Source organism: Plantibacter flavus (assembly GCF_051487245.1).
Classification (GTDB): domain Bacteria; phylum Actinomycetota; class Actinomycetes; order Actinomycetales; family Microbacteriaceae; genus Plantibacter; species Plantibacter flavus_B.
Genome location: NZ_JAHVDH010000003.1, coordinates 445,744 through 470,111, shown reverse-complemented (window position 1 = coordinate 470,111; position 24,368 = coordinate 445,744). Strand labels below are relative to the sequence as shown.

Genomic DNA, 24,368 nt, shown 5'->3' with positions numbered 1-24,368 from the left:
GTCCGGTGCGCTCGGAGCCTCGGGTCGCGCCTGCAGTCGTGTTGCCACCCGCACGGACCAGCCGCTGTCCTGACGGGCTGGTGCCGCCCCTGTTCCCGACGAGAGAGTGAGACCGATGACCCGCAACGCCGACGCGCCCAAACCACGCGCCGCCGTCCGTCACGGCAGGCTCCGCAAGTCCAACCCGTTCGCGACCGTCGCCAAGGTGCTCGCCGCCACGGCCGCGGTCGTCGGTGTCAGCGGGATCGCCGTCGCCGGCGTCGCTGCACTCGACCTCGCGAACAGCGTGAAACCCGTCGCCCACCTCGACAACGAGACCCCTGGTGCGCCCCCGCCGAACATCGGTGCGATCGAGGGCGGCGTCAACCTGCTCCTCGTCGGCAGCGACTCCGGAGACGGCGACGCCCAGTACGGTGAGCGCGGCGAGAACCTCAACGACGTCACGATCCTGATGCACATCTCCGCCGACCACTCGAGTGCCACGGTCGTCAGCTTCCCACGCGACATGTACGTGCAGATCGGCGACTGCGCCAACGGTGGCAACGGCCGCGACAAGATGAACACCGCCCTCATGTACGGCGGCGACGACGGCGGACTCGCGTGCGCCGTGTCCACGGTCGAGGGCATCACCGGCCTGTCGATCCCGTTCGCCGCTCAGATCGGTTTCAACGGGGTCATCTCGATGTCGAACGCGGTCGGCGGCGTCCCGGTGTGCATCACCGAGCCCCTGAACGACGCCTGGAGCGGCATCAACCTCGACGTCGGCACCCACGACCTCTCCGGGGCGTCCGCGCTCGCATTCCTGCGGTCGCGTCATGGCGTCGGCGACGGCAGCGACCTCTCCCGCATCTCGAACCAGCAGATCTTCCTCTCCTCGCTCGTCCGCACCATGAAGAGCAGCGAGACGCTGTCCGACCCGATCAAGCTCTACTCGATCGCCCGCGCCGCGTTGAAGAACGTGACCCTGTCGAGCAGCCTGAACAACATCGACACCATGGTGTCGATCGCGTCCGCGCTGAAGGACATCCCGCTCGACCGCGTCGCGTTCGTCCAGACCCCGACGGCCACGGTCGATGGCGGTGTCGAGGCGACGTCCGACGCCGACCTGCTGTGGAGCGCGCTCCAGAGTGATCAGGCGGTCAACCTCACCGCCACGGGCAAGTACGTCGTGACCGATCCGAACGCGCCGGTCACGGCCGATCCCGCTCCGGCCGATCCCGCGGCCACGGCAGACCCTGCGGCCACGGCAGACCCTGCGGCCACGGCGGACCCCGCTGCGCCGGCAGATCCGACCGCCGGTGGCGTCGTCGACCTGCCCGACACCATCACGGGCCAGAACGCCGCACAGAACACCTGCACGGCCGGCCGTCCTGAGGGAGACCAGTAGTCGCACCGGGTGGACGGGTGGGGAGGCCGCGGTACTGGCCCCATCCGTTACACTCGATCGTGGTCGACCGCAGCGTGTGACGCTGGGGCTCTCGACCAAGGAGGGCTGTCCGAGCGGCCGATGGAGCCAGTCTTGAAAACTGGTGGGCAGAAATGTCTCGTGGGTTCGAATCCCACGCCCTCCGCACGTCGTCGAGATGGCCGGCTGGGCCTGGCGGCGCAACGCTGGCGCGTCGCGGGGTTCGAATCCCACGCTCTCCGCATCAGACATTCCGCATTCTCAGACAGACGTGGTTGAATCGTCGGATGCCCCCGCATGCCCCTGAAGTCGACGAGCCGTCACCTGAGCGCTCGACGAAACGTCGACCGGCGAAGCTGGCGACCATCGCCAGGCATGGCAGGTTGAAGCGGTCGAATCCCTTCGCCACCGGGTTCAAGATCCTCGCGTCCACGCTCGCCGTCGCCCTGGTGAGCGGTGGCATCGTGGCAGGTATCGCGCTCTGGGACGTCGCCGCGAGCGTGAAGCCCGGTGTCGCACTGGTCGGCGCCGACGGTCAGGACGTCACGGCGGCCGCCCTCCCCGCCATCGGCGCGTACCCGGGTGGCGTGAACCTGCTGATCGTCGGTAGCGACTCCCGTGCTGGTCAGGACCCGGTCTTCGGCGATGAGACGGTGGAGACCGGCAACCTCAACGATGTGACGATGCTGGTGCACATCTCCGAGGACCACAGCAACGCGACCGTCGTGAGCTTCCCGCGCGACCTGTTCGTGTCGATCCCGTCCTGTCCAGACCCCGAGGGCGGCTCGTTCTCCTCGATGTCCCGGCAGAAGATCAACACCTCCCTCAGCTATGGCGGACTCGCCTGCACGGCCCTCACCGTCTCGCAGCTGACCGGCCTCGAGATCCCGTTCGCCGCGGAGGTGCAGTTCAGCGGGGTCATGGCCATGTCGACCGCGCTCGGCGGAGTGACGGTGTGTGTCGCGGACCCGATCGAGGACGAGTACACGAACACCTTCCTCGCCGCCGGTGAGCACACGCTCGAGGGGTATGAGGCGCTCCAGTTCCTGCGCACCCGCCACGGTGTCGGAGACGGCAGCGACCTGTCGCGCATCTCGAACCAGCAGGTGTTCCTGTCGGCGATGATGCAGCAGGTGAAGAGCGCGGAGACGCTCACGAATCCCGCCATCCTGTATTCGCTCGCGAAGGCGGCGGCGCAGAACATGCAGCTGTCGGACAGCCTGACCAGTCTCGACACGATGACCGCGATCGCGATGACGCTGCGGGAGGTCGACCTCGCGAACATCGCGTTCGTCCAGTACCCGAACGCCGCCGTCGAGAACGGGGTCGAGCCGATCGAGCCCGCGGCCACGGCATTGTTCGAAGCGCTGAGCAACGACCAGCCGATCCAGCTGACCGGGGCGACGGGTGCGGGTTCGGTCGCGAACCCGGCCGGTCCGGTTCCCGCGGACCCGGCCGAGGCTGCCGACCCCGCCGCAGATCCCGCCGCGACGACGGTGCCGACCGATGCGAGCGCGTCGGGTCCCGTCGTCCTGCCGTCGACGGTGCAGGGCCAGACCGCCGACCAGCGCACGTGTTCCCGCGGCAGGACCCTCGACGACCAGTAGTCGAGCCTCAATCATCCGCCTCGCCACGCCAGGTGCCGGCCGTGTCGTCGCCGCACGTCCGCCTCGCCGTCGCCGGTCCCGAGCTTGTCGAGGGGTCACATCTTCGGTGCGATTCGTGCCGCGGCCGTTCTCCGGTTATGCTGGTCGTCGTGCGTCCGCTCGCGAGCGCACATGGAGACGTCGCATAGTTCGGCCTAGTGCACCACCCTGCTAAGGTGGAGTCCCCTCACGGGGACCGCGGGTTCAAATCCCGCCGTCTCCGCACTGGATCTCTTCACGAAAACCCTCGGTTCGCCGGGGGTTTTTCGCGTCGTGTGGCCATTTCGAGGTCAGCGCGGTGCGTTGAGTCGAGCGCGGCGCAACCTGCGTCACCGCGGGCCGCTGGCGCAAGCGCGGGCCTCCAGAGACCCGCGCTCGCGCCACGGACTTGCGCTGGGATCAGCGCGCCGCGCGGGCATCCGTCAGGCAGACGGGCAGCCACGCCGGGTCAGGCGGAGCGACGCAGGTCGCCGTGGTGCCGGAGCTCGCGGAGGACCTGGAAGGAGCCCGTGTACTCGGGCTCGGAGAGCGCCGTGAGTGCCGCGAGCGTCGCGCGGTCGAGGCCGCTCCGGGCCGCGATCCGGTGCAGTTCCGCGCTTGAGATGGGGAACTGCACGTCTCGCAGCAGAGACTTGAGGTCTGTGCTGTCCTCTTCGGCGAGGGGAGTCGCAGCAGCCGGTTTCGGTCTGAGATCCATGCCCACATTGTCTGCAGTACCCCCTGAAAAGGCGACAGACGCCGCTGATTCTGGCGCAAGAGGACGCTAGCCTGACGGGAAAAGGACCGAAGGGTGCACGCATGGACGCCGAACACGAGGGAGACGCCCAGCTTTTCGGCCTGGATGCCACTGCCCGCGTCGCGCTCCGCACGCCGCCGGCCGGATTCGTCGCCGAACGGACACGTCTCGCCGCCGAAGCGGCTGACCGGGGTGACACGGATCTGGCGAAGGCGATCCGGGCGCTCCGCAAGCCGTCCGTCGCCGCCTGGGCGCTCAACGTCCTCGCAGCGGAACGGATCGAGCTGTTCGCGCGCCTCGAAGCGCTCGGCTCCGCGCTCGGTGCGGCACAGGCGGCGGGTGACGCGGCCACCCTGCGCAGCCTCGGCACCGAACGACGGTCTCTCGTGGCCGAGCTCGTGAACGCCACCATCGAGGTGACCGCCGCCTCGGGCGCGGTCCTGTCCGCAGGCGTCGTCGAATCCGTCCGACAGAGCCTGCAAGCCGCAAGCGCGGATGCAGACGTCGCAGAACAGGTCGCCTCCGGCCTGCTGGTCGAGCCACCCACCTCGAGCGGATCTGGCTGGGGGTCGAGCGGGATGGCAACAGGTCTTCCTTCCAGCGCGAGCGATGCGCCCACGGCACCTGAGGCGGACGGCGATGCGGAGCTGACCGGTGAGCGGCGGGCGCGGTTGCGCGCCAGGCTCGCCGACGCAGAACGTGACGGTGAGGTGGCCGCTGCGGAGATCGAGGCGGCCGAGCATCTCCTCGATGAGACGGCGACGCGCCAGGCGGAGCTGCTCCGCGACCGTGCTGATATCGCCCGCCGCTTGACCGAACTCGATGCGGACCTTGCCGACATCGGCCGCGAACACGCGAGACAGCAGCGGGAGGTCGACCGGCTCCGTCGAGAGGGTGAGGCGGCGGACACCGCAGCCGAGCGGGTGCGCGCAGCACTCGAGGACTGACCTCGGCGGCGGTGACCGCACCCGGCCGGCGCCCGGTCCGGTGCAGCGGTGCCTCAGCCGACCTCCCCGAGGTCGATCCGCCACACGTTCGAGACGATCGGGTTGCCCTTCGGGTACTCGAACGCCTGCTCGCCGAGGAGCTCGAAGCCCGCGCGTCGACAGAGTGCGTTGGATCCGACGTTGTCGGTTCGCGGATACGCGAGCAGCCAGCGATGCGTGCCGTGCTGGCGGGCGTCATCGATCACCAGGCGGAGTGCGGCGCTCGCGATGCCGCGCCCCTGATACGCCGACTCCACCGACCAACCGGTCTCATGCACCGCCTCATCGCCATGCGTGGTGGACCAGAAGCCGATGAGTCCGACACCGGTGCCGAGCGCTGGACCGTCGGGCTCGTCGAGCACGATCCGGTACATGCGTGCTTCGCCGGTGCGCCAGTACCGCTGATAGCGCTCGTGTCGGTCGAGGAGCTTCTCCCGGCTCTCCGGGCCGCCGAGGAAGGTCGTCATCTCAGGCGTGTTCTGCCGCTCCAGCGTCGGGAGGTCGGCTGGCCCATAGCGTTCGAGACGGATGGAGGGGCCCGCTCCGCTCGTGCCGGAACCCGCCTTCGGTACCTCTCCCATCAGCGAACCTCCCATCCTGCCACCATCCGCTCCCTGACGCCGAGTCAAGCACGGACCCCTGACGCGCGCCTAGACTCGCCGTGTGGGTGAAGTGCGACAACCGGATGCATCGCAGCAGCGGCAAACATCTCAGCAGGTCGAACCAGAGCAGTTCGCGATGATTCCCGTGCTCCCGGACGTGCCGCAGCACGACCGTCTGACGCTCGTCGCACCCGACCTCGCCTGCACCATCTGCTCAGAAGACCTCACGCTCGGCGACCGCGTCCTCCGGTGCCCCGCCGGCCACAGCTTCGACATCGCCCGCCAGGGCTACGCCTCGCTCGTCGTCGGAGGCCGGACGCCGAAGACGGGGGACACCCAGGAGATGGTCGCCGCCCGTGCCGCCTTCCTGGAGGCCGAGCACTACGAACCGATCGCCGACCACGTCGCGCAGACCCTGCCCGCGGCGCGGCTCCTCCCGGACGGTTCCGTCGATCCGGCCGGAGTGCCGCTCGTCGTGGACATCGCGGGTGGCACGGGTTACTACCTCGGCCGAATCCTCGACGCCCGTCCCGCCTGGCGCGGCTTCGGATTCGACCTGTCACCGCTCGCCGCCCGTCGTGCCGCCCGCGCGCACGGCCGGGCCGCTGCAGCGACCGCGGACGCCTGGGCGCCCTTCCCGCTCCGGACGGCCTCCGTCGACCATCTGTTGAGCATCTTCGGCCCGCGCAACGGCTCCGAGATGCGGCGAGTCCTGCGACCGGACGGGCTGCTCACCGTCGTCACCCCGCAGCCCGGACACCTCGCCGAGTTGCGCGACCGCCTCGGCATGATCGGGATCGCCGGGCACAAGGACGCCCGCCTCGACGCGCAGCTCGACGGCTTCGCACTCCGATCGCGCGACACGCTCGACTACCAGGTCGAGCTCATGCGCGAGGAGGTGCGCGACGAGGTGCGGATGGGGCCGAGCGCCCACCACCTGGACGACGACGTCTTCGAGCAGGCGATCGCCGACCTGCCCGGCTACACGACCGTCACCGTCTCGGTCACGCTGAGTACCTTCGCCCCATCCTGACACCCCGCACCCCCGCACCCCCGCACCCCTTTTCCCAGTTCAGAATTCAGGGAATCTTGCGCGGCGGCGGTGGGAACCACCCCGATCCTCGCGGAAATCGGCCATGCAGCCGAGTCCAGCTCGACATTCCCTGAATTCTGAGCGGGGATAATGGGGGGATGACGATCACCGCTGCCGCAGACGGCTCCGCCCTCGGCAACCCGGGACCCGCCGGCTGGGCCTGGTACGTCGACGACGACTGCTGGGCCGCGGGTGGTTGGCCGCACGGCACCAACAACATGGGTGAGCTGCGAGCCGTCCTCGAACTGTTCCGGGCGACGGCGCACCTCGACGAAGACCTCCACATCCTCTGCGACAGCCAGTACGTCATCAACTCGGTGACCAAGTGGATGCCGGGCTGGAAGAAGAAGGGATGGAAGAAGGGCGACGGCAAGCCCGTCATGAACCTCGACCTCCTGAAGGAGCTCGACGAGGCCATCGCCGGGCGTCAGTACCGATTCGAGTGGGTCAAGGGGCACGTCGGCCACCGGCTCAACGAGGCGGCCGACATCCGGGCGCGCTCAGCGGCTGAAGCGTATCAGCGCAAGACCGCGGTCCCCGAGGGGCCGGGGTGGACCGGTGCTGGTGCTGGCGCGGCCTCAGTGGTTGACGTCGCAGCCACCGACACGACCGAACCCGAGCTGTTCGCCGAGCTCGAGGCCGCGGAGGAGCGCACTGCACCCCTGTTCGACGCGGAGGACGACGGCGCGCTCTTCTCCTTCGACGCCGAACCGACGTGGCACCAGCTCACCCTCGATCTGACGGCCGAGGAACACGAGCGCCTCACCCGTCGGGCCCGCGAGCACGGGACGAGCGTCCAGGAGTTCCTCCGCAGCCTCATCTGAGCGTCGACCTGGTTCGCAATTCAGGGCAATCCAGAAACCGGCACCCGCCGCGCTCAACCTAACTCATGACGCTCGCGGCGCGTCGCCCGCGACACGCCGCTGCCGCCCGGCGACACACCGGGGTCTTCCTGAGTTAGGGCAAATGACCAATGTCGGGTCCGGTCAGGTGCGCTGTGGTGGGCGATGGGATCCAGGGCTCGTGCGGCCGATCCTCAGCGCGAGGCGGACTCCGGAGCGCCGTCGAGCGGCACCGCCGCACCGTAACTGGCGTCGACCAGGATCGGCAGGTGGTCGGAGATCCCGCGTCGCAGCGTCTGCACGCGGTCGATCTTGAGGCCCACGGAGGTCGCGAAGTCGAAGTGACCGCGGAACATCTTGTACCGCGTGTAGGTGCTGCGGTCGCTGAGGCTCAGGTCGTAACCGCTCTCGAGCATCTTCGTGCCGAGCGCCTTCTGGAACAGCGGGTAGTTGTAGTCGCCGACCATGAGCGTCGGGACGTCACCCATGGCGTGCAGCTGCTCGTGCGCCGCCTTGATCTGGTGGCGTCGGAGGGAGTTCAGCGCGGTGAGCGGGGCGGCGTGGAACGACGCGACGATGAGCTCGCGGTTCGCCTCGACGTCGGTGAGCCGCGTGCCGATGAGGCGCTCGTGGGCCGGCGCCAGCACCATGTCGTGCAGTGACTTCTTCAGTGCGAAAGTCTGCGTCGACTCGGCGGTGAACCGGTCGCGCCGGTAGTAGAGGGCGAGCCCCAGCCGGTTGCGGTGGGTGCTGTCGGCGAGGTGCAGCGCGCCCAGCTCGGCGGGCAGCTGCAGGGTGTCGGCTTCCTGGAGCGCCAGGACGTCAGGCTCGAACTCTTCGGTGAGCGCGACGAGTTCGCCGCTGGCCATGTTCTTGCGGAGGTTGTAGCTGATGACCTTCATCCCAGCCTCACATTCTGTCGGCAGAGCTCAAGACTACGGTTGTTCAGTGGTCCGGGTGCTCTGATGGTTCCCTGACGACGGTGAGTCGCTGGGTTGCGCGCGTGAGCGCGACGTAGCGGAGGGACAGCGCCGCGCGTCCCGACCCGCCGAGGTCGTCGGGCTGCACGAGGACGACGCTGTCGAACTCGAGGCCCTTGCTCTCGCGAGCGGTGCCGCTCCACACGCGGGCACGGTCGGCACCGAGCACGGCGAGCCGGGCGTCGATGTCGGCGAGCAGCGCGCGTGGTGCGATGATGCCAGCGATCCCCGGGTGGTCGGTGATCGCAGTCACGGCCGCGGCGGCAGCGGTTGCCGCCAGCTCGGTCGAGTCGACGGTGAGCTGGACGGGCTCCTCCTCGCCGCGTCGGATGGACACGGGCGCGGGGGAGTCCGGGTCGAGCTCGAGGCGGACGGGGTCGGCCAGATCCATGATCTGCTCGGGCGTCCGGTAGTTGACCGTGAGGAGTTCCTCGGTCCAGCGCGGCATCTGCGGGCCGAGCAGGTCCTGCCAGCTGGTTCGCGAGGTGGAGGTGGACTGCTGGTTGATGTCGCCGACGAGCGTCATCGAGCGGTTCGGGCCTCGGCGGATGATCGCGCGCAGCAGCATGGGCGTGAGCTCCTGCGCCTCATCGATGATGACGTGCCCGTAGACCCAGGTGCGGTCGGTCGCGGCGCGTTCGGCTGGGCTGCGGTCGTCCTCGACCGTCTGGCGGTCGGCGAGGTCCTGGGCGTTGCGCAGGTAGTCGTCGTCCTGGGCCTCGTCGTCGATGCTGATGTCACCGATCATCTCGAGTACGCTCCGGGCGTACTCGACCTCGTGGCGGCGTTCGTAGGCTGCGCGTCGCTGGCGTTCGAGTTCGGGACGCTGGTCCTCGCCGATGAGTTCTGCCGCCTCGTCCACGAGGGCGATGTCGCCGGGGGTGAGCCGGTCGGCCAGGGCGACGCCGGGATCGGCGACGCGCAGCAGCAGCGCCTGCTCCTGGGCGGTGTGCTCCGTCGCGACCCTGGACAGCAACTCGGGGTCGGACAGCAGGTGGTCGACGACCTCGGCGGGGTCGAGGATGGGCCAGAGGGCGTCGAGCAGTTCCTCGATCTCCGGTTCTTCGCTGAGCTCCTGACGGCGGTCGTCGGCGTCCTCGCCAGTGCGCGGTTCGAAGCCGTCGCGCTTGGCCTCGAGGCCGATGAGGTGGGTGAGGACGGCACGGTCGAACCGGATCTTGGCCTCGTTGTGCGGCGTACGCGACCGCTCGATGCCCGCCTTGATTCGGCGGAGGACACCTGGCGTGATGCGCAGTGGGCCGTCGCCTGCGATCCGCAGCGTGACGGGCTCATCCAACGGAACCTGACGTTCACGGATCGCGCGCTCGATGACGTCGGCCATCCGGAGCTGTCCCTTGAGCTCGGCGGTCTCGAGCGAGTCCTCGCCACGGGCGTCGAGCCCCGGGACGATGGTGCCGGGGGTGACGAGCACGACGGCCGTCTCGCCGAGCGAGGGCAGGACACGACTGATGTAGTCGAGGAACGTGGAGTTCGGGCCGACGATGAGCACGACGCTGCGCATGAGGCGTTCGCGGTGCTCGTAGAGCAGATAGGCGGCGCGGTGGAGCGCGACGGCCGTCTTGCCCGTTCCAGGGCCGCCCTGGACGAGCAGCGTCCCGGGCAGCGGTGCGCGGATGATCGCGTCCTGCTCGGCCTGGATGGTGTCGACGATGTCGGCCATGTGCTTCGTCCGTGCACGACCGAGTGCGGCGAGCAGAGCGCCGGACTCGCCGATGCCGGTCGGCTCGTCCTCGCTCAGGAGGGTGGTGTCGAGGACCTCGTCGTGCACCTCGGTGACCTTGCGCCCCGCGGTGCCGATGCGGCGACGCAGGCGGAGCCCCTCCGGGCGGAGCGGGGTCGCCGTGTAGAAGGGACGCGACGCGGGCGCCCGCCAGTCGAGCAGGAGCTGATCGCCGCTCTCCGGGTCGCGGAGGCCGATGCGGCCGATGTGGTGTCGCTCGTCGGAATCGCGCTCGAGGAGTCCGAACAGGAGGCCGTAGCTCGAGGACCGCAGTTCCACCATGCGCTGGCGGTGGTGAGCGACGAGCGCGTCACGCTCGGAGAAGCTGGAGTCGTCGTCGCCGTCGAACGCCCGCAGGGCGAGTTCGGAGCGGCGCTCCTCGAGATCAGACTGCGTCCGGATGACGTCATGCAGTCGATCGAGGTGGTCCTGCTCCTCGGCGATCGCGTCGTTCTGCACGGGACTCCTCTGCGGTTCAGTGCGATCCAGTCGGGTGAACTGTGAGGACCGCACGAATACGGTAGTCGCTTTCCGGGCCGCTCACCGCCTCGGCGGCCAAGCTCTCAGACAGCTGTAGGCTGTTTTCCCCGTCGCGCAGGGAGCCCGTCTCGGTAGGGTGGACCGCATGAGCGCACCGGAGGACACCCAGCAGCCGTACCCGTCCGTCGGGCAGCCGCCGATGCAGCCGAGCGCTCCGCAGTCTCCGCACCCGCCGGCCCAGGTCCAGCCGTCTGCGCAGCAGCCGGTCGCGCAGGCGCAGTACCCGCAGGCGCAGTACCCGCAGCAGCAGTACGGTCAGCTCGCGTACGGGCAACCGCAGTACCCGCAACAGCCGATGTACGGGCAGCCCGTGTACGTCGCCCCCTACGTCTACACGCCCTCGCCGCCGAGGGGGCTCAGTATCGCGAGCATGGTCATCGGGCTCGTGTCCTTGTTCTTCGGGTTCACCTTCGTGCTGCCCGTGATCGGCTTGGTCCTCGGCATCATGGGTGCGCGCAAGGAGCCGGCAGGTCGGGCGATGGCGGTGACCGGCATCGTGCTGAACGGGGTGTTCGTGCTGGTCTGGGCGGCGCTCGTGCTGCTCTGGGTGTTTGTCATCGGCGGGCTGTTCGTCGGCAGCGCCGTGTCCACCGGGATCAGCGCCTAGCGACTCCCTGGGGCAGCTCTCAGCCGGCCGGGACCACGGTCGTGATCATCGAGAATCCCACGGCGCCCTCGACCTCCTCGCGTTCCAACCACACGGCGACGGTCGAGAACTCCGCGAGGGATCCGGCGTGGGTCCCGCCGCAGGGGATGATCGCGGGGCCGCCCGGTAGCTCGCACCGCCAGCTGCGTCGGTCCGTGAGCAGCTCGCCGTCGCGGTCGATGCGGACCGCGGCATCAGACGCCGTCCAGCCCGCCAGGATGCGGCCGATACGCTCGGCCAATCCATCGAGGTCGTCGAGCGCTGCGGGATCGAACCCCTTCCGGCGAAGCGACTTCCCCACCCGGTAGTGATCCGTCGAGCCGCGCGGCGAGATCCGCGACGACGAGCACGCCAGCGCGTCGAAGTCGGGCGCGCCGAGGGTGTCGAGGGCGACGTCCTTCCGCCAGGCATCCGCGAGGGCCGCGTTGAGGGCGAGCGAGGCGAGGTGACAGCCGGTGTGCCCGGCCGAGAGGGCGCGCCTGGTCGTGTCGTCGATGTCGACCCGCGCTGTTGCCCCGACCTGCGCGGCTTCCGAGGCCGTGGGATAGACGAGGTGCACCGCGAGGAACGCCCAACCCTCGGTACCCTTCCGGACTGGGACGGCGTCTCCGATGAACAGCGCGGAGCCATCGGTGGCGCCGACGACGCAATCGCTGATCGCCACCTCGACCGCACGGTCCCCGTCGCCGAACGTGATGGTGCCCTGGTCGGCCGGCTGGTCGGGCCACGCCGCGTCGACCGGGTGGCACGCGGTCTGATCGAGCACCACCGCGAGGTGGTCGCCGAACGGTTCGGCGTGCACGACGGTTCCCGTGGAGCGCAGATCTCCGGCGGGATAGGTGACGCGGGTGTCCATTGGGGGAAGGCTCATCCCTTCACGCTAGCGCGCGAGCGTCGGTCCGGGTGTGCATCGTGTCAACCCCTCCGAGGACGACAGCTCGCCGACGTAGAGTCGCCGCACGTGCGGCGATCGCGTTGCACGGAAAGGAGCGCACCATGACGGATTCGAACGGCCAGCATGCATCGGGTGACCTCGCTTCGGGCGAGGCCGGAGCCGACCAGGAGGCCTGGGAGGGCGCCGACATCGACACCGAGAAGCTGGTGAGTTCCGACCAGACGAGTTCCGGGACGTCGTCCGAGACGGTCGATGGAACGGGCACCGAGGATGCCGACACCGGCGAGGTCCAAGCCACTGAGGAAGCGGTCGACTCGCCGGAGCCCTCCACGGAACGTGAGGAGCCGCTCACCGACGACGATGCCAGCGGCGACGCCGACGGTTCCGCAGACCACCAGCCCGACTCGGGTCCGGCATCCGAGGCGACCGACGACGCGCGCGAGGTCTACGACACCGCGCCAGACTAGGCGGCGCCTCTCGGCGGAGGTGCGGGGCGTGGTCGCTCAGGATCATCCCGAGCGACCACGCGCCGTTCGCGCCAGTCAGGCGCGCGGGCGCTTGGGTGAGGTCGCCTTCAAGGCCGTCTCCTCGGCGTCGATCGCGGCGAGCACGGCGGCCACCGCCGGCTCCTGGTACCGGCCCTCCGACCGTGCCGCCAGGAGCGCGGCGCGTTCGGCGGCGATCATCTGACGCCGCAAGCGTGCGAACGCAGCGGGACGCGGTTCGTCTCCGTCGGCGACCTCCTGCTCGAGCGCCTCGGCGAGGAAGCTCGCGTTCGTGCGCAGCCGCACGAGCACCTGCTCCTCGTCCGCCTCCGTCGTGAGTTCGTCGAGCCGTTCGAGCCCGGCCGTCTGCACCTCTGCCATCAGCATGAGCTGCTCGACCTTCTCCTGGTCGTGGTTCGGCGGCGGCAGGTGCAGCGCGCGGATGATCGCGGGAAGCGCGAGCCCCGACAGCAGCGTGCCGACGACGACGACGAACGCGAGGAACTGCAGGAACTCGCGCGCCGGCGTCTCCTCCGGCAGGAGGAACACGGCCGCGAGGGTGACCACGCCACGGACCCCTGCCGCGGAGACCGCGATGCCGTTGCCCCAGCTCCAACTGCGTTCGCGCAGCCGCTTCGGGCCGAGACGGTAGATCGCGGTCACGCTCATCTCCCACACGAAGCGCGACCCGATGAGCGCTGCGAGCACACCGATGCTGATGAAGACGGTCGGCCAGAGGCCCGGACCCGTACGGACGGCGCCCTCGAGGATGCCCGACAGGTTCAGCCCGATGAACAGGAACACCGCGTTCTCGAGCAGGAACTGGATGGTCCGCCAGTTGAGCGACTCGGCGATGCGAGCCTCGGCCGACTGCACGACGGGCGACCGGAACCCCAGCAGGAGACCGGCCGTGACGACAGCGAGCACACCGGAGCCGTGCAACGACTGCGCGATCAGGAACGCGAGGAACGGCGTGACGAGCGAGAGGCTCGTGTCGAGCACCGGTGCGCGGAGCCGCCGCCGCACCTCGGACAGCACCCACCCGACGGCCAGCCCGACGCCGACCCCGGCGACCACCTCGATGACGAACTCACCGGCGATCACCACCGGGTTGACGACGCTCGTGATCGCGATGATCGAGGCGTTGAGGGCGACGAGTGCCGTCGCGTCGTTCAGCAGGCTCTCACCCTCGAGAATCGTGACCACCCGGCGTGGGAGGCGCAGCTTCCCGGCGATGGCGGTCACCGCGACGGCGTCGGTCGGCGCGATGACCGCGGCGAAGGCGAAGGCTGCCGCGAGGGTGATCGACGGGATCAGCAACCAACTGGCGAACCCGACGGTGACGACGGTGAACGCGACCGCGCCGACCGACAGGAGGATGATGCCGTCGTTCCTGGCGCGGATGTCGATCAGTGACGTGCGGAGGGCTGCGGCGAACAGGAGCGGCGGCAGGATCCCGTAGAGGATGAGGTCCGGTTCGATCTGCACGTGCGGCACCGCCGGGATGAACGACGCCGCCCCTCCGACGATGACGAGCACGACGGGGGCCGACCAGCCGGCGCGTCCGGAGAGACCGGTCACCGTGACGGTGACCACCACGAACACGACGATCCAGGAGATGAGCGCGACGGGATCCATGGGGGGATTCTCGCACCTCGGTGCGGTCGCGTCTCCCTCGGAGGGTTCGGCATCGCGGTGGTTCGCTCAGCGCGATCGGGCCGGACGACGACGCCCCCGCACAGCCAGGCTGGACGGGGGCGTCGGTGGAGTTGCTGAGCGGGTCAGCCGCGGCGGTTCGCCGAGGTGCTGGAGCCACGCTGCTCGCTGCCGACCTCGCGCGTGCGGAGGCCGAACCGGTAGGTGAGCTTGTCGGTGGAGTGACCGCGACCGTGGACGGCAGTGCCCGTGGAGCGGTTCGTGGACGCAGGGGTCCGAGTCTGAATGGTGGACATGGTGTATCTCGTTTCTGATGATGCGGATGATGGATGGGCCGGCCCTCGCGGGGAATGCGAAACGATCGGTTCCGGTCGCATGGATGAAGCGACGGGGATTCGCCGTGATTCGGCGGTGTCCTTCGGCTGGGGCCGTCGGACGGATCGGTTCGCCGGTCTGGGACGCGGCTGGTGGTGCATGTCGGGAGCATCGGCGGATCCGTGGAGGTGTGGACTCTGCACACGGAAGCCGGTTGTGACATCGGCACTCAGGAGAAGAACGTACGCGCCTCAGCTGTGAAACCACTGTGAACGAGGCGCGACGCGGTGGAGCGACGTGCGTGCCGGCTGCGTCGATGCCCGGGCCCGAACCCGGGCATCGACGGCGACCAGAGGGCCGCGCAGCTTCCGGCCACCGAATCTAGGGGATGGGGTGGCCGTATCTCCCGCGCACTCGAAGGGGTATCGAGCTCGGGAGGCCGGAGGGCGATCGCGGGGGACGATCTGTTACCGGTGGTCTTGTCGGATCATCTCCAACAAGATAAATATTACAATCTCACCATTGTGAATAGCTGATAGAAAGCTGGTAGTTGCGTATGCTCAGCGCTCGGCGCTCAGCGCCCGGCGAGGAGACGCAGGATCCGGGTGGTCTCCGTGGCGACCGCAGTGCGCCCTGCGCGGACGTATTTCCGGGGATCGACGAGCTTCGGCTGCTCGTCCAGGACGTTGCGCACCTCACGGGTGAAGAGCCCGTTCAGATGCGTGGACAGGTTGATCTTGGTCATACCGGAGCGCACCGCCGCGCGCAGCTCATCGTCGGGAAGGCCCGAGGAGCCATGGAGGACGAGCGGTACGGGAACCGTCAGGTGCAGGCGCTCGATCAGCTCGTGATCCACCGCTGCCTCCCTGGTGGTCATCGCGTGGGACGTGCCGACGGCGACGGCGAGGGCGTCGACCCCTGTCGCCTCGACGAACGCCGCCGCCTCAGACGGCTCCGTGCGAGCGCCGGGGGCGTGGACGCCATCCTTGCCGCCGACCTCGCCGAGTTCGGCTTCGACGGCGACGCCGCGGGCATGGCAGAACTCCACGACGTCCTTCGTCGCCTGGACGTTGGCGGCATAGGGGAGGGTGGAGGCGTCGAACATGACGCTGTCGACACCGAGCTCGACACCCTCGTGCACGAGGGCGACCGACTCGACGTGGTCGAGGTGCACGAGCACTGGAACCGATGCGGCGCGCGCGATGGCGAGCGACGCGAGCGTGATGGGGGCGAGCGAGCCGTGGTACCGGACGCAGTTCTCGCTGATCTGCAGGACGACCGGGAGGCCGGCCTCCTCGGCGCCCGCGACGATAGCCTCAGCGTGTTCGAGGAGGACGACGTTGCACGCGGCCACACCGACGCCGTCGGATGCGGCCTCGGCGAGGAGGGTGGTGAGATCGAGCGTCTTCGTCATGCTGGGGCTCCGGTGGGGTGTGGGGGACTGCCGAGGAAACGGTGGAAGGCCTCGAGGTCGATCGCGCCGGCGACCGGTTCGAGGACGGCAGCCGCGCCGGCGGCGGCTGCTCGTCGGAGCGCGTCCGGGAGGGGGAGACCGGCACGGAGCGCTGCGACGAGGGCGGCCGTCGTGGCATCGCCGGCGCCGGTCGGGTTGCCGGTCACGCCGGGGACGGCGGGAACATCGTGGGCGCTGTCGCCGTCGCCGGAGGTCAAGCCGTCGGCGCCACGCGAGATGACGACCGTGCGTGCTCCGAGCTCCAGGAGTGCCGTGCGTGCGGATTCGAGGTCGGATTCGCCCGTCGCGGTCATCGCCTCGTCGAGGTTGGGCTTCACAATCGTGGCCCCCGAGCGCGCTGCGGCGAGCAGCGCGGGTCCGCTCACGTCGACGACGACCGGGACGCCCGCCTCGACTCCCGCGCGCACCAGGGTCTCGACCACCTCGTCGGGCGTGGAGGGAGGGAAGGACCCTGAGATGACGAGATGACTCGCCAGGCGCAGGGCGTCGCGCAGCTCCGCTGTCAGCACCACCCACTCACGGGCGGTGATCGTCGGGCCGGCCTCGGCGAACAGCGTCGGATGCTGGTGGTCGTCGACGACGGTGACGGTGGAGCGTGTGTCTCCCGAGACCGGTGCGACCCGCACGTCGAAGCCGGCCGCGCGCAGGGACCCGCCGATCCAGGCCCCCGAGGCTCCGCCGAGCGGCAACACCTGAATCGTCGGGACGTCGAGCGCGGCGAGGACGCTGGCGACGTTCACACCCTTGCCACCGGGGCGCCGAGCGATCGACCGCACGCGCTGGGTGACCCCCAGCTGCTGCTCGTCGACCGTGTAGGTGACGTCGACAGCCGGGTTCGGCGTCACGACGACGACCGGGCGCGAGTCGGTCGCACGGGGCGCATCCGGGTGGCCGGCCGAACTCATGCCGCCACCAGCCGCCGCGCCAGGATGCCGGCGCCGACGGTCGCTGCTTCGTCGCCGTGCAACGCGGGCAGGACTCTCGGCACGCGCACGACCTCGAGTCGTTCGCGGAGGCCCTGCTCGAGTGGGCCGAACAGCAGCTCCCCCGCGAGGGCGAGCCCGCCACCCACGACGATGGCTGTGGGAGCGGCGACGACGGTGATCCCGGCGAGGGCCTCCGCGAGTGCATCGACCGCGGCCTCCCAGATCCGGACGGCCTCGGACTCACCCCGGAGGGCGGCCGCGGCGACCGTCTTCGCGTCGGCGGCACCCGCGAGCCTCGCGATGCCACCAGCCGACGCCACCTGCTCGACCCGCAGACCGCGATACGGTCCTTCGCGCAGCACCCGCTGCCCGATCTCGCCAGCCCAACCGCCTCCGGCGAACGGGACGCCGTCGATGACGAGTGCTGACGCGAGTCCGGTACCCACGGGGACGAACGCGATCGTGCCGTCCATCCCGGCGGCCGCTCCGGAGACGGCCTCCGCCAACGCGCCCGCGCGCACGTCCTGACCGAACGCGAGCGGGATGTCGAGTGCCGGCCGGAGGAGCTCGGGGAACGCGAGATCGCGCCAGCCCAGGTTGACGGCGTGCACGCACACGCCGCGATCCTCATCGACGACACCCGGCACGACCACACCCACCGCCTGCGGGGGTGAGACGGCTCCCGCCGCAGTGACGAGACCCACGACGACGTCGCGAGTGCGTTCGCCGCTCGGGTCGCCGATCGGCGTCGGCTCCCGCCAACTCGCGAGCACGGTACCGTCGACGGCGGTCAGCGCGGCCTTGATGCCCGTGCCGCCGACGTCGATGCCGAGGACCGCAGCGGACGTCACGGCGTCAGGATGACGGAGCGCGTGAGCGAGCGCGGGTTGTCGGCGTCGAGCCCGCGCGCCTCGGCGAGGGCGATCGCGAAGCGCTGGGCGACGACCAATCCGGCCAGCGGGTCGAGATCGTGCTGCACGAAGGTCGCCCCGGTGGCCGCCACGTCGTCGGGCAGCCCTGCGGGTGCGGCACCGAGCGACCACACGAGTCGGCCGGGCTGCGCGATGGCGATCGGCCCGTGACGGTAATCCATGGCGGGGTAGGACTCGGCCCAGAACTGTGCCGCCTCGCGGGTCTTGAGTGCCGCCTCGAAAGTGAGGCCGACGGCGTGACCGAGGCCGATGAACGAGACCTGGTCGGCGCCGAGGTAGTCGTCGATGGGGATGAGCAGCGCCTGCTCCGCCTGCGTGGCCAGCGCCTCGACGTCGTGCCCGAGCGAGCCGCGCAGGAGGGCGAGTGTGGTGGTGGCGAACCGGGTCTGCACGACGGACTGCTCGTCGGCGAAGGGGAGCGCGATGACGTGCGCCGCCGGCACCGACGCCGGGGAGTCTGGCACGGCGGTGATGAGGACCGTCGTCACACTGTCGCCGACGGTCTCCAGCAGCTGGACGATCTCCGTGGTCGTGCCGGAGCGCGAGATCGCGACGATGCGGTCGTAGTCGCGGACACCCGGGAACTCTGAACCGGCGAAGGCGTCGGTGATACCGAGACCGGCCTGTTCGCGGAGGACCGCGTAGCTCATGGCGATGAACCAGCTCGTGCCGCAGCCGACGACGGCGACGCGCTCACCGGGCTGCGGCAGCACCGCCGAAGCCTCGGGGACGAGGGTGGCGGCAGTGCGCCAGGAAGCGGGCTGCGACGCCAGTTCGGCGGCGACGAAGGTCTCGGGCATAACGTGCCTTTCGCGTGAGGAGGACGCGATCGCGACATGACGATGCGTTGGTGTCAGCCTAGCGGATCGAATCTGATCGATACCAGTGCAAATCATCATTTTCAATCATGCTCGCGTCGCCCACGCGCCCATATGATGGTCAGAGTACGCCCGACCGCACCGGAATCGCAGGAGAAATGACGCAACAACAGCGACTCAACGCCCTCCTCGAACTCGTGAGCGAACGCGGCAACGTGACGATCGCCGAGATCGGAGACGCGCTCGGGATCTCGGCCGCCACCGCACGCCGTGACCTGACTGCGCTCGCCGAACAGCGACTCGTCACCCGCACGCACGGCGGGGCGGCGGCACTCGGCACCGGGTACGAGCTGCCGTTGCAGTACAAGATCGCCCGCCAGGCCGATGCGAAGGTGGCGATCGCCAAAGCCGCCGCCGCGCTCGTCAGTGTGGGTGACGCGGTCGGCCTGAACGGCGGGACGACGACGAGCGAGGTCGCCCGCGTGCTCGGACGAAGCGAGCATCTGCTGCGCACCGACGGCGACGCCTCCATCACCATCGTCACCAACGCACTCAACATCGCCTACGAACTGTCGGTCCGATCGCACGTGAAGATCGTCGTCACCGGCGGCGTCGCGCGACGACAGTCCTACGAACTCGTCGGCTCCCTCGTCGCCGGCGCCCTCGCGGAGATCGCCCTCGACGTCGCCATCCTGGGCGTCGACGGGCTGAGTGCCCAGTTCGGCGCGACGACCCTGCATGAGGGCGAAGCCGCGGTGAGTCAGGAGTTCGTCAAGGTCGCCAAGCGGGTGATCGTCGTCGCGGACGGCACGAAGATGACGAAGGCGACGTTCGCCCGCATCTGCCCACTCGCGGCGATCGACGTGCTGGTCACCGACGCGCCCGTCGAGGCTGCGCTCGCCGAGGCGCTCGCCGCGGCCGGCGTCGAGGTCGTCATCGCGGCGTAGGCGTCGTCGGCAGCGGTACCTCGACGGGCCGGGCGGCCGGGCGTCCGCTCGGTGATCGGGCCGACGCTTCGGCGCGCCCGTTCACCGAGCCTCTCGGCGCGTGAACGTCCTCCACATGTTTCACCTTCGTAAACACTTTCCACATCATCCGCCCACGGGCTTGCATGATCGCCGTGATCGCCTATTGTCATTTCATGATCGTTTTGGCATCATATGAATCAACTTCACGCAAGGAAGCGGATGTGATCGAGTGAGCACTGCACCAACTCCCACCCCGATCGGGCTCCGGGTCGCCGTCATCGGCACCGGCCAGCGAGCCCAGATCGCCGAGCATGTGGCGTCGAGCCCCACGCCCGCCTCGGTCGTCGCAGCTGTCGACACCACGCAAGCCGGGCACGCTCGGGCACGGGGGCTGTTCGGTACGGACATCGACGTCCTCGATTCGCACACCGCCCTCATCGCCCGCGGCGGTGTCGACGCGGCCATCGTGACGACACCGGACTGGACGCACGCCGAGATCGCGGTCGACCTCCTCCGGGCCGGCATCGCGGTGTACCTCGAGAAGCCGCTCGCCATCACGCTCGAAGACGCCGACGCAGTGCTGCAGGCCGCGTATGAGACCCGCACGCCGCTCTCCATCGGGCACAACTTCCGGCACGCGGCGGTCGTGCGCCTCATGCACGAGATCATCGCGCGGGGCGAGATCGGTGAGGTCAAGGCGGTCTGGGTCCGGCACTTCGTCGGCAACGGCGGCGACTACTACTTCAAGGACTGGCACGCCGACCGTTCGCGGGTGAACACGCTCCTGCTCCAGAAGGCCAGCCACGACATCGACGTCATCCACCTGCTCGCCGGCGCGTACACGCGTCGCGTCGTCGGTATGGGAGAGCTCGCGGTCTACGGGGCGATCGAGGATCGAGCCGATCGCAGCGACCAGACGATGTCCGACTGGTTCTCCTACGACAACTGGCCGCCGGAGGAGCAGCGGGGCCTCAACCCCGTGGTCGACGTCGAGGACGTCTCGATGATGCTCATGAGCCTCGACCACGGCATCACTGCGAGCTACGAGCAGTGCCACTTCACGCCCGACTACTGGCGCAACTACACCGTCATCGGCACGCGGGGGCGTCTCGAGAACATCGGGGACACCGCCGGTGGCACCGTCAAGGTCTGGAACCGTCGCCGCACCTGGAGCACCCAGGGCGATGTCGAGTATCCGATCTCGGGCGTCGAGGAGGGGCACGCCGACGCCGACTTCGACACGATGTGCGAGTTCCTGGCCCACGTCGCCGACGGTGCGCCCACCACGCTCTCGCCCGTCGCCGCCCGCGAGGCCGTCGCCGCGGGTGCTCTGGCGGCCCATTCGCTCCGAAACGGCTCGATCCCGATGGACGTCCCTCAGCTCGCCCCCGAGCTCGTGACCTACTTCTCCTCCCTCACCACCAGCACCGCATCGAACGCCCTCGACGCTGCCACCCGGTAGCGCCACCTCGAAAGGACTCCAGCCATGCCATCGTCCATGCACCGCAGTTCCTCATCCGGCAACCGTGCCGTCCGTCGCGCCGTCCTCAGCGGTATCGGCCTCCTCGCAGCTGCAGCCCTCACCGCGGGCTGCAGTACCGGCGGTGGTGGCGCAAGCGGCGGTGAGTACGCCGCGGCACCGAAAGACCTGAAAGCCGAGATCACCTACGGCGTCTGGGATCAGGCGCAGGTCGAGGCCATCGACGCGAACATCAAGGCCTTCAACGAGGTCTACCCCGACATCACCGTCAATGTGAACGTCACCCCGTGGGCCTCCTACTGGTCCAAGCTGCAGACCCAGGCGTCGAGCGACACCCTGCCCGATCTCTTCTGGCTGAACGGGCCGAACTTCCAGGTCTACGCGGCCAACGGCAAGGTCGAACCCATCACCGGCGAGGTCTCCGCGGGAGACATCGATCCGGCGAACTACCCAGAGGCGCTCAACGAGCTGTACACGCTCGACGACACGCAGTACGGCGTCCCGAAGGACTTCGACACGGTCGGCGTCTGGGTGAACACGGCGCTGTTCGAGCAGGCCGGTGTCGCGTTGCCGGCAGGCGACTGGACCTGGGACGACTTCGACGCCGCAGCCGCAGCGATCTCGACGAACCTCAAGGACCAGGGCGTCTATGGTGCCGCTGGCGGTATGGACGGCCAGACGACGTATTACAACACGATCCTCCAGGCGGGCGGCGAGGTCATCAACGCCGATCAGACGGAGTCCGGATACGACAGCCCCGAGGCCCAGGCCGGTCTGCAGTTCTGGACGGACCTCATGGCCGACGGCTCCTCGCCGAGCATGCAGCAGCTGACCGACACCCCGGCTGACCAGTGGTTCACCTCCGGCAAGCTCGCGATGTACTGGGGCGGCAGCTGGGTGCGCCCACTGATCGGCGAGTCCGACGTCGCAGCCACCACCACCGCCTACCCGCTCCCGATCGGCAAGGAGCAGGCGACGGTCATCCACGGGGTCTCGAACGTCGTCGCCGCCGCCAGTAAGAACAAGCAGGCCGCTCAGGCGCTCCAGGTCTTCCTCGCGAGCAAGGAGGCCCAGCAGCAACAGGGAGACCTCGGTGCCGTCATCCCCGCGTTCACCGGAACGCAGGCGTCGTTCGTCGACTCCTACCCGACCATGAACCTGCAGGTCTTCCTCGACGCGCTCGACTACGCCAAGCCGCTGCCAGTGTCGCAGAACACCGCGGCGTGGAACGCGCTCGAGACCGAGCTGCTGCCCGACGCCTTCAGTGGTGCCACACCCGTCGCCGACGTCGCGAAGGACATCGCCGAGCAGATGAACGCGGCGCTGGCCAAGAAATGACCAGCCAGACCCTGAGCAGCACCCCGGCGGGCTCGGCTTCCACCAGGAAGCCGGCCCGGCGGGGCGCCGCCCGCGGCGACGGTGCCTGGCCGTGGGTGTTCGTCCTCCCACTGCTCACCGGCATCGGCGTGTTCTTCATCTGGCCGATGATCCAGACCGCGTACTACTCCTTCACGGAGTGGGGTGTCTTCGGCGGGACCACGTTCATCGGCATCGAGAACTATGCACGTCTGTTTGCCGACCCCCGTCTGTACGCGTCACTCGGCAACACGCTCATCTACACGGCGGTCGTCCTGCTCGGCATCCCGATCGCGGTGTACCTCGCCAGCCTGCTCAACCTCCCCGGTCTGCGGTTCGCGAGCTTCTACCGCGTGCTGTTCTTCCTGCCGTACGTCGCCATGCCGACCGCCGTCGCGATCGTCTGGCGCATCATCTTCAACGGCGACTTCGGCATCCTCAACTACACGCTGTCGCTCGTCGGCATCGACGGGCCCTACTGGATCAGCACTCCCGGCACGGCGATGTTCGCGGTCGCGATCGTCGGCCTCTGGTCGTCGCTCGGCTTCTCGATGATCATCCTCGCCTCCGGTCTCAAGAACATCCCGCCGGAACTGTACGAGGCGGCCGAGTTGGACGGTGCGACGCGGTGGCGGCAGTTCCGCTCGGTCACCGTGCCGCTGCTCACGCCGAGCATCTTCTTCGTGACGATCATCACGGTCATCTCCAGTTTCCAGCTGTTCGACCTGCTGTACGCGATCCTCGGCAGCACGAACCCGGTGCTGCCGAAGAGCATGTCGCTCGTCTACTTCTTCTACAACCAGGGTTTCGTGCAGAACGACAAGGGGTATGCGGCCGCCATCGCGATCGTCATCTTCGTGATCATCGGGCTCGTCACGCTCCTGCAGTTCCGGCTCCAGAAACGATGGGTGAACAATGACTGAGCAGCTCACAGCCACCCGACCGCTCACGACACGCGCCGTGACCGTCCCGGGTTCCGGCCGCTCGACGGCAGCAGCTGCCCGACGACGTGACGCGGGGCGACCCGGCCGTCGTGGCGGGTCGCACGTCGTCGCGCACATCGTCCTCGGGGTCGGCGGCTTCATCATGGCGTTCCCGTTCCTGTGGCAGATCATCATGTCGTTGTCGACGAACGCCGAGGTGCAGAGCGTCGTCCCGACGTTCTGGCCGGCCGAGCTGCAGTGGCAGAACTACGCTGCCGTGTTCGAACGGCTCCCGTTCCTCGACCAACTGCGCACCTCGATCGTCATCACGGTCATCCGGGCCGTCGCCCAGATCGTGCTCTGCACGCTGGCCGGGTACGCGTTCGCGCGCATGCGGTTCCGGGGTCGTGCCGTGCTGCTCGCCGTGACGCTCTCGATCCTGATGGTGCCGTCCCAGGCCTACCTCATCTCGCAATACCAGATCGTGCAGGGCTTCGGCTGGCTCAACACCACGCTCGGGATCGTCGCCCCGGGCCTGTTCAGCGCGTTCGGCACCTTCCTCATGCGGACGGCGTTCCTGAACCTGCCGAACGAGCTCGAGGAAGCCGCGCGCATCGACGGTGCGAGTCCGTTCCAGATCTTCTGGAAGATCATGCTGCCGCTCGCGAAGCCGAGCATCAGCGTGCTGGCGATCACCACCGTGCTGTGGTCGTGGAACGAGTTGCTGTGGCCACTCGTCGTCTCGACCTATGCGAACTCGATGCCGCTCGCCGCCGGCCTCGCCACGCTGTCGAGTGATAAGACCACCGACTACCCGGTGATGATGGCGGCGTCGATCCTCGCCATGGCGCCGGTGCTCATCCTGTTCATCGTGCTCCAGCGCCGTGTGATCGACGGACTCGCATTCTCCGGGCTGAAGTAGA

General features: G+C 69.0%; 23 protein-coding genes and 2 tRNA genes. 14 read left to right on the top strand and 11 right to left on the bottom strand.

Annotated features, from left to right (window positions below; translation table 11 throughout):
• The first annotated feature begins 115 nt into the window (after positions 1–115).
• The 4 genes from KXS11_RS09385 (at position 116) to KXS11_RS09370 (ending at position 3,274) form a co-directional block, all read left to right on the top strand.
• Positions 116–1,387, top strand: a complete 1,272-nt coding sequence (locus KXS11_RS09385) for an LCP family protein (protein WP_437385297.1) — start codon at positions 116–118, stop codon at positions 1,385–1,387.
• 99 nt (positions 1,388–1,486) lie between these two features.
• Positions 1,487–1,571: transfer RNA gene (locus KXS11_RS09380), tRNA-Ser, on the top strand.
• 121 nt (positions 1,572–1,692) lie between these two features.
• The gene (locus tag KXS11_RS09375; RefSeq protein WP_437385296.1) at positions 1,693–3,012 is read left to right on the top strand and encodes an LCP family protein; all 1,320 of its coding nucleotides are present in this window, start codon (positions 1,693–1,695) and stop codon (positions 3,010–3,012) included.
• A gap of 173 nt (positions 3,013–3,185) precedes the next feature.
• Positions 3,186–3,274, top strand: a tRNA-Ser gene (locus tag KXS11_RS09370).
• A gap of 225 nt (positions 3,275–3,499) precedes the next feature.
• On the opposite strand, the gene KXS11_RS09365 is transcribed toward KXS11_RS09370, so the two are convergent.
• Positions 3,500–3,748, bottom strand: a complete 249-nt coding sequence (locus KXS11_RS09365) for a hypothetical protein (RefSeq protein ID WP_437385295.1) — start codon at positions 3,746–3,748, stop codon at positions 3,500–3,502.
• Between the two features lie 101 nt (positions 3,749–3,849).
• Here KXS11_RS09365 and KXS11_RS09360 point away from each other — a divergent pair, with 101 nt between their 5' ends.
• The gene (locus tag KXS11_RS09360) at positions 3,850–4,734 is read left to right on the top strand and encodes a hypothetical protein (RefSeq protein WP_437385294.1); all 885 of its coding nucleotides are present in this window, start codon (positions 3,850–3,852) and stop codon (positions 4,732–4,734) included.
• A 53-nt stretch (positions 4,735–4,787) separates the two neighbouring features.
• Here KXS11_RS09360 and KXS11_RS09355 read toward each other — a convergent pair whose 3' ends face one another.
• Entirely contained in the window at positions 4,788–5,354 is a 567-nt protein-coding gene (locus KXS11_RS09355; RefSeq protein WP_437385293.1) for a GNAT family N-acetyltransferase, read from the bottom strand.
• A gap of 82 nt (positions 5,355–5,436) precedes the next feature.
• Here KXS11_RS09355 and KXS11_RS09350 point away from each other — a divergent pair, with 82 nt between their 5' ends.
• Positions 5,437–6,408, top strand: coding sequence for a putative RNA methyltransferase (locus KXS11_RS09350; RefSeq protein WP_437385292.1), 972 nt, complete (start codon positions 5,437–5,439; stop codon positions 6,406–6,408).
• A gap of 158 nt (positions 6,409–6,566) precedes the next feature.
• Entirely contained in the window at positions 6,567–7,292 is a 726-nt protein-coding gene (locus tag KXS11_RS09345; RefSeq protein ID WP_437385291.1) for an RNase H family protein, read from the top strand.
• A gap of 212 nt (positions 7,293–7,504) precedes the next feature.
• Here KXS11_RS09345 and KXS11_RS09340 read toward each other — a convergent pair whose 3' ends face one another.
• Together KXS11_RS09340 and KXS11_RS09335 are read right to left on the bottom strand one after the other, a co-directional pair.
• Positions 7,505–8,212, bottom strand: coding sequence for an endonuclease/exonuclease/phosphatase family protein (locus KXS11_RS09340; protein WP_437385290.1), 708 nt, complete (start codon positions 8,210–8,212; stop codon positions 7,505–7,507).
• A gap of 43 nt (positions 8,213–8,255) precedes the next feature.
• Complete coding sequence (locus KXS11_RS09335; RefSeq protein WP_437385289.1) at positions 8,256–10,490, bottom strand: HelD family protein; 2,235 nt, start codon at positions 10,488–10,490, stop codon at positions 8,256–8,258.
• 166 nt (positions 10,491–10,656) lie between these two features.
• Here KXS11_RS09335 and KXS11_RS09330 point away from each other — a divergent pair, with 166 nt between their 5' ends.
• Positions 10,657–11,178, top strand: a complete 522-nt coding sequence (locus KXS11_RS09330; protein WP_437385288.1) for a DUF4190 domain-containing protein — start codon at positions 10,657–10,659, stop codon at positions 11,176–11,178.
• Between the two features lie 19 nt (positions 11,179–11,197).
• Here the strand turns inward: KXS11_RS09330 and KXS11_RS09325 are convergent, their stop codons facing one another.
• On the bottom strand, positions 11,198–12,088 hold the full coding sequence (locus tag KXS11_RS09325) for a metal-dependent hydrolase (RefSeq protein WP_437385287.1): 891 nt from the start codon (positions 12,086–12,088) through the stop codon (positions 11,198–11,200).
• 125 nt (positions 12,089–12,213) lie between these two features.
• On the opposite strand from KXS11_RS09325, the gene KXS11_RS09320 reads away from it, so the two are divergent.
• The gene (locus tag KXS11_RS09320) at positions 12,214–12,579 is read left to right on the top strand and encodes a hypothetical protein (RefSeq protein WP_437385286.1); all 366 of its coding nucleotides are present in this window, start codon (positions 12,214–12,216) and stop codon (positions 12,577–12,579) included.
• A 75-nt stretch (positions 12,580–12,654) separates the two neighbouring features.
• On the opposite strand, the gene KXS11_RS09315 is transcribed toward KXS11_RS09320, so the two are convergent.
• The 6 genes from KXS11_RS09315 to KXS11_RS09290 all read right to left on the bottom strand — a co-directional run bounded on the left by KXS11_RS09315 (position 12,655) and on the right by KXS11_RS09290 (position 18,700).
• Positions 12,655–14,235 carry a cation:proton antiporter gene (locus KXS11_RS09315; RefSeq protein WP_437385285.1) on the bottom strand — a complete coding sequence of 527 codons (1,581 nt, stop codon included), beginning with the start codon at positions 14,233–14,235 and terminating at the stop codon, positions 12,655–12,657.
• Between the two features lie 143 nt (positions 14,236–14,378).
• A complete protein-coding gene (locus tag KXS11_RS09310) occupies positions 14,379–14,549 on the bottom strand; it encodes a hypothetical protein (RefSeq protein ID WP_437385284.1) in 171 nt (56 codons plus the stop codon).
• Between the two features lie 593 nt (positions 14,550–15,142).
• The gene (locus KXS11_RS09305) at positions 15,143–15,982 is read right to left on the bottom strand and encodes a class II fructose-bisphosphate aldolase (RefSeq protein WP_437385283.1); all 840 of its coding nucleotides are present in this window, start codon (positions 15,980–15,982) and stop codon (positions 15,143–15,145) included.
• Complete coding sequence (locus KXS11_RS09300; RefSeq protein ID WP_437385282.1) at positions 15,979–16,947, bottom strand: 1-phosphofructokinase family hexose kinase; 969 nt, start codon at positions 16,945–16,947, stop codon at positions 15,979–15,981. The genes KXS11_RS09305 and KXS11_RS09300 overlap by 4 nt, the downstream gene beginning before the upstream one ends.
• The gene (locus KXS11_RS09295) at positions 16,944–17,819 is read right to left on the bottom strand and encodes an ROK family protein (RefSeq protein ID WP_437385281.1); all 876 of its coding nucleotides are present in this window, start codon (positions 17,817–17,819) and stop codon (positions 16,944–16,946) included. The genes KXS11_RS09300 and KXS11_RS09295 overlap by 4 nt, the downstream gene beginning before the upstream one ends.
• Positions 17,816–18,700 (bottom strand): SIS domain-containing protein, encoded by an 885-nt coding sequence (locus tag KXS11_RS09290; protein ID WP_437385280.1) that lies wholly within the window; start codon positions 18,698–18,700, stop codon positions 17,816–17,818. Before KXS11_RS09290 ends, KXS11_RS09295 begins: the two co-directional genes overlap by 4 nt.
• Positions 18,701–18,876: 176 nt before the next feature.
• Between KXS11_RS09290 and KXS11_RS09285 the strand changes: the two genes are divergently transcribed.
• The 5 genes from KXS11_RS09285 (at position 18,877) to KXS11_RS09265 (ending at position 24,367) form a co-directional block, all read left to right on the top strand.
• Entirely contained in the window at positions 18,877–19,665 is a 789-nt protein-coding gene (locus KXS11_RS09285; protein ID WP_437385279.1) for a DeoR/GlpR family DNA-binding transcription regulator, read from the top strand.
• A gap of 250 nt (positions 19,666–19,915) precedes the next feature.
• A complete protein-coding gene (locus KXS11_RS09280) occupies positions 19,916–21,148 on the top strand; it encodes a Gfo/Idh/MocA family protein (protein ID WP_437385278.1) in 1,233 nt (410 codons plus the stop codon).
• Between the two features lie 24 nt (positions 21,149–21,172).
• On the top strand, positions 21,173–22,504 hold the full coding sequence (locus tag KXS11_RS09275) for an ABC transporter substrate-binding protein (protein WP_437385277.1): 1,332 nt from the start codon (positions 21,173–21,175) through the stop codon (positions 22,502–22,504).
• Positions 22,501–23,445, top strand: a complete 945-nt coding sequence (locus KXS11_RS09270) for a carbohydrate ABC transporter permease (RefSeq protein ID WP_437385276.1) — start codon at positions 22,501–22,503, stop codon at positions 23,443–23,445. The genes KXS11_RS09275 and KXS11_RS09270 overlap by 4 nt, the downstream gene beginning before the upstream one ends.
• Positions 23,438–24,367 (top strand): carbohydrate ABC transporter permease, encoded by a 930-nt coding sequence (locus KXS11_RS09265; protein ID WP_437385275.1) that lies wholly within the window; start codon positions 23,438–23,440, stop codon positions 24,365–24,367. Before KXS11_RS09270 ends, KXS11_RS09265 begins: the two co-directional genes overlap by 8 nt.
• The last annotated feature ends 1 nt before the right edge of the window (position 24,368 follow it).